Below are 4,662 nucleotides of genomic sequence, written 5' to 3' on the forward strand. Positions count from 1 at the left end.
GAAGTCATTCCGGAAGACTGGGGTGGTGACGTGCAGTTTATTCCGCTGTCAGCTCACACCGGTGAAGGCATTGACGAGCTGTTAGAAGCAATTCTGTTGCAATCTGAAGTACTGGATTTACGCGCAGAAAAAACCGGCATGGCCTCAGGTATCGTGGTTGAATCACGTCTGGATCGTGGTCGTGGACCAGTAGCGACGGTTCTTGTTCAGCGCGGTTTGTTGAAGCAAGGTGATGTTGTACTGTGTGGCCTTGAGTACGGACGTATTCGTGCCATGCGCGACGAAACCGGTAAAGAAATTAAAGAGGCCGGTCCTTCAATTCCTGTAGAAATACTTGGCTTGTCTGGTGTTCCTCAGGCAGGTGACGAAGCAACGGTTGTTAAGGACGAGCGTAAAGCACGTGAAGTAGCTAACTACCGTCAGGGTAAATACCGTGATGTGAAATTAGCGAAACAGCAAAAAGCGAAACTGGAAAACATGTTTGCGGACATGGCTGAAGGTGACGTTGCTGAACTGAACATTGTCCTGAAGTCAGACGTACAAGGCTCATTGGAAGCGATTTCTGATGCTCTGACTAAGCTGTCGACTGATGAAGTGAAAGTGAACATCATTGGTAGCGGTGTTGGTGGTATCACTGAAACCGATATTTCTCTGGCCAGTGCATCGAATGCGATTGTTGTTGGTTTTAACGTTCGTGCCGAAGCGGCCGCTAGAAAACTGGTTGAGCAAGAAAGTGTAGACTTGCGCTATTACAGCGTCATTTACGACTTGATTGACGAAGTTAAAGCAGCGATGAGCGGTATGCTGCAGCCTGAGTTCAAACAACAGATCATTGGTCTGGCAGAAGTTCGCGATGTCTTCAAATCACCTAAGATCGGTGCAATTGCCGGTTGTATGGTAACTGAAGGTATCGTCAAACGTTCAGCACCAATTCGCGTACTACGTGACAACGTTGTTATTTACGAAGGTGAGCTTGAATCACTGCGTCGCTTTAAAGATGACGTTCAGGAAGTTCGTAACGGCATGGAATGTGGTATCGGTGTTAAGAACTACAACGATGTCAAAGAAGGCGACCAAATTGAAGTCTTCGAAACAGTCCAGATAGAACGTACGCTTTAATCAAGGACACAGTAATTTATGGCACAAGAGTTTAGCCGTACCGAAAGGGTACGGCACCAGCTACAACGAGAAATCGCTATGATCCTGCAGCGCGAGATAAAAGATCCTCGTGTTAGCATGGTCACAGTATCCGATGTGGAAGTTTCTCGCGATTTAGCTTATGCCAAGGTGTTCGTTACCTTTTTTCAAGATGACCCTGAACAAGTTAAGCAGGCGTTAAAAGTGCTGAATGAAGCATCTGGCTTTATTCGTTCTTTGTTAGGTAAACGCATTAAGGCACGCATAGTTCCGCAACTTAAATTCCAGCACGATGCCTCGTTAAATGAAGGTATTCGCATGGGTAAGCTGGTTGCAGAAGCACGCGAGCGAGATAAAAAAAGCAGTGAAAACAGCGGAGACGATTAATGTCTAAAGCTCGTCTACGCAAAGGCCGTGCAGTCACGGGCGTAGTTTTATTGAATAAACCGCAGGGCATGAGTTCAAACCATGCCCTGCAGCATGTTAAGCGCCTGTATAATGCACAAAAAGCCGGTCATACCGGAGCCCTCGATCCTTTAGGAACTGGAATTCTGCCCATCTGCCTGGGAGAAGCGACAAAGTTCTCACAGTACTTACTTGATGCCGATAAAGCGTATCGGGTTGAAGCTTTGCTAGGCGTCCGAACGACTACGAGCGACGCCGAAGGCGAAGTTGTTGAAGAAAAACCGGTTTCGGTTGATGCTAAACATATTGCCGAGGTAATTCAGGACTTTATTGGTAAGCAAGCGCAATCACCCTCTATTTATTCAGCGTTAAAGCATGAAGGCCGGCCTCTGTATTATTACGCTCGGCGCGGTATTGAGGTTCCCAAAAAGACACGCGAAATTACAATACACTCTATAGAGTTGTTGGCTGTCGAGGGAAATAAGGTCGTTCTTCAAGTCAGTTGCAGCAAAGGTACGTACATTCGGACGCTGGTGGATGATTTGGGTCAGGCTTTGGGGTGTGGCGCACACGTTTCCAGTTTGCATCGTAATGCGGTGGCCGATATTAACGAATCGACCATGGTAACGCCTGAGCAGTTGGAAAAAGCGGCGGAGCAGGGCCAGTCTAAGCTGGATGATTTGTTGCAACCAGCTGACCTGCTGTTAGGCGAACTGCCAAAGATTACAGTAACTCAGACACAGACCAGAGACTTTCTTCATGGGCAGCCTATTCCTTTACCGGTAAGCGATGCAAATGAAGCCGAAGAGTGGCGAGTCCTTAATGAGCAGTCTCAGTTTTTAGGCGTTGGCCGGGTGAAAAACATGGAATTATGGCCGCGTCGCGTTATTGCTCTTGAGTATGCTGATTTATAGTTGTTTTTGTATTGTTAGGTGGGTATAATCGCCGCCTTCATATCGACGCTGAATTAGTGATTGGCGTCGATCATTTTGACAAACTTAGGAGTTATCATGTCACTAACTGTTGAACAGAAAGCTGAAATTGTAAAAGAATTTGGTCAAGGCGAGAACGATACGGGTTCTCCTGAAGTGCAGGTTGCGCTTTTGACAAAAAACCTGGCTGAATTACAAGACCACTTTAAATCACATAAGAAAGATCACCATTCACGTCGTGGTCTGTTACGTATGGTTAGCCGTCGTCGTAAGCTTCTTGATTACCTGAAGCGTAAAGACGAAAAACGCTATGTAGCACTTGTTGAGCGTTTAGGTATCCGTCGCTAAGACACACCAACGCATAAAGAATTTTTAAAAAGGGCCTTTTGGCCCTTTTTTTGTATTCTTTTTAGGCTTATGGGTCTTAATTTTGTCACAATTCCCTTATACTATGCGACGAGATAAATAAAGAGAGAAGACGAGTATCAATCCGGATACTCTATATTTTGAAGGTAAAGGAAAGAAACGTGAATCCAATAACTAAACAATTTCAGTACGGTCAGCATACAGTCACATTAGAAACTGGCGTAATAGCACGTCAGGCGACTGGTTCTGTACTTGCCAGCATCGATGATACAACAGTCTTAGTCACTGTTGTTGCCAAAAAAGAAGCACGTGAAGGGCAAAACTTTTTCCCGTTAACAGTCAATTACCAAGAAAAGACTTACGCAGCCGGTAAAATTCCTGGCGGTTTCTTTAAGCGTGAAGGGCGTCCTAGCGAAAACGAAACGTTAACCAGTCGCTTAATTGACCGACCAATTCGTCCATTATTTCCAGATGGCTTCATGAACGAAGTACAGGTTGTTGCTACTGTTGTTTCAGTAAACCCTCAGATTAACCCTGATATCGTCGCTTTAATTGGCGCGTCAGCAGCTTTATCTATTTCTGGTGCTCCTTTTGCAGGCCCAATTGGCGCAGCACGTGTTGGTGTGGTTAATGATGAATACGTACTAAACCCAACCGCCGACGAGTTAGAAAACTCCAAGCTGGATCTTGTGGTTGCGGGTACGGATAAAGCCGTATTAATGGTTGAATCAGAAGCTGAGTTGCTGTCTGAAGACCAAATGCTTGGTGCCGTTATGTACGGTCACGAAGCAATGCAGGACGTTATTAAAGCCATTACTGAATTTACTGCAGAAGCAGGCAAAGAGAAGTGGGACTGGCAGGCTCCTGCAAAAGATGAAAGCTTGCAGACCAAAGTTCGTGAATTGGCAGAGCAAGGTATTGGCGAAGCCTACCGCACTACCGACAAAGCAGAACGTAAAGGTAAGCTTGACCAAGTTAAAGAGCAGATGGTCGAGAAGCTAACTGCTGAAGATGAAAATGTCGATTTAGAAGAAGCCGGCAAAATCTTCCACGACCTGGAAAGTGACATTGTACGTAGCCGTATTATTGCTGGTGAAAAGCGTATCGATGGCCGCGACCCTGACATGGTTCGTGCTATTAGTGTCGCTACTGGTGTATTACCGCGTACTCACGGTTCATCATTGTTTACCCGTGGTGAGACTCAGGCGTTGGTAACTGCTACCTTAGGTACCGATCGTGATGCTCAGATGATTGACGAGCTGACTGGTATGAACACAAATCGCTTCATGCTGCATTATAACTTCCCTCCATACTGTGTTGGCGAAACCGGTATGGTTGGATCGCCAAAACGTCGTGAAATTGGTCATGGTCGTTTGGCGAAACGTGGTATTCAGGCAGTTATGCCTAGCCACGATGAATTCCCTTACACCATTCGTGTGGTTTCAGAAATTACCGAATCAAACGGTTCAAGTTCAATGGCCTCAGTTTGTGGTTCTTCATTGGCGTTAATGGACGCTGGTGTGCCAATTAAGTCTTCTGTAGCGGGTATCGCTATGGGCTTGGTTAAAGAAGGCGACAAGCACGTTGTTCTTTCCGATATCCTTGGTGATGAAGATCACTTAGGTGATATGGACTTTAAAGTAGCCGGTAACACCGATGGTATTACTGCGTTGCAAATGGACATTAAAATTGATGGTATCACTCGCGACATCATGGAAAGTGCATTAGCGCAGGCTAAATCAGCTCGCCTACACATTCTGAAAGTGATGGACGAAGCCATTGGCGGTCACCGTGAAGAGCTTTCTACTTATGCGCCTCGCTT

At 45.9% G+C, this 4,662-nt stretch carries 5 protein-coding genes; all 5 read left to right on the top strand.

The window, feature by feature from the left end:
* Positions 1-1,119, top strand: a 1,119-nt coding sequence (infB, locus tag B3180_RS15595) for a translation initiation factor IF-2 (RefSeq protein ID WP_286845402.1), incomplete at its 5' end; no start/stop codon positions are given.
* Between the two features lie 18 nt (positions 1,120-1,137).
* Positions 1,138-1,524, top strand: coding sequence for a 30S ribosome-binding factor RbfA (gene rbfA / locus B3180_RS15600; protein ID WP_054487065.1), 387 nt, complete (start codon positions 1,138-1,140; stop codon positions 1,522-1,524).
* A complete protein-coding gene (truB, locus tag B3180_RS15605; RefSeq protein ID WP_286845405.1) occupies positions 1,524-2,456 on the top strand; it encodes a tRNA pseudouridine(55) synthase TruB in 933 nt (310 codons plus the stop codon). The genes rbfA and truB overlap by 1 nt, the downstream gene beginning before the upstream one ends.
* Before the next feature lie 96 nt (positions 2,457-2,552).
* A complete protein-coding gene (rpsO, locus tag B3180_RS15610; protein ID WP_054487070.1) occupies positions 2,553-2,822 on the top strand; it encodes a 30S ribosomal protein S15 in 270 nt (89 codons plus the stop codon).
* 179 nt (positions 2,823-3,001) lie between these two features.
* Positions 3,002-4,662: polyribonucleotide nucleotidyltransferase (gene pnp / locus B3180_RS15615; protein ID WP_286845408.1), on the top strand; the 1,661-nt coding region annotated here is incomplete at its 3' end.

The organism is Idiomarina sp. UBA4206 (assembly GCF_002383015.1).
GTDB lineage: Bacteria > Pseudomonadota > Gammaproteobacteria > Enterobacterales > Alteromonadaceae > Idiomarina > Idiomarina abyssalis.

What these genes read in the sequence shown, in the direction of transcription:
- rbfA (WP_054487065.1), top strand. Translation starts at nt 1,138, where the DNA reads ATGGCACAAGAGTTTAGCCGTACCGAAAGGGTACGGCACCAGCTACAA.
- truB (WP_286845405.1), top strand. Translation starts at nt 1,524, where the DNA reads ATGTCTAAAGCTCGTCTACGCAAAGGCCGTGCAGTCACGGGCGTAGTT.
- rpsO (WP_054487070.1), top strand. Translation starts at nt 2,553, where the DNA reads ATGTCACTAACTGTTGAACAGAAAGCTGAAATTGTAAAAGAATTTGGT.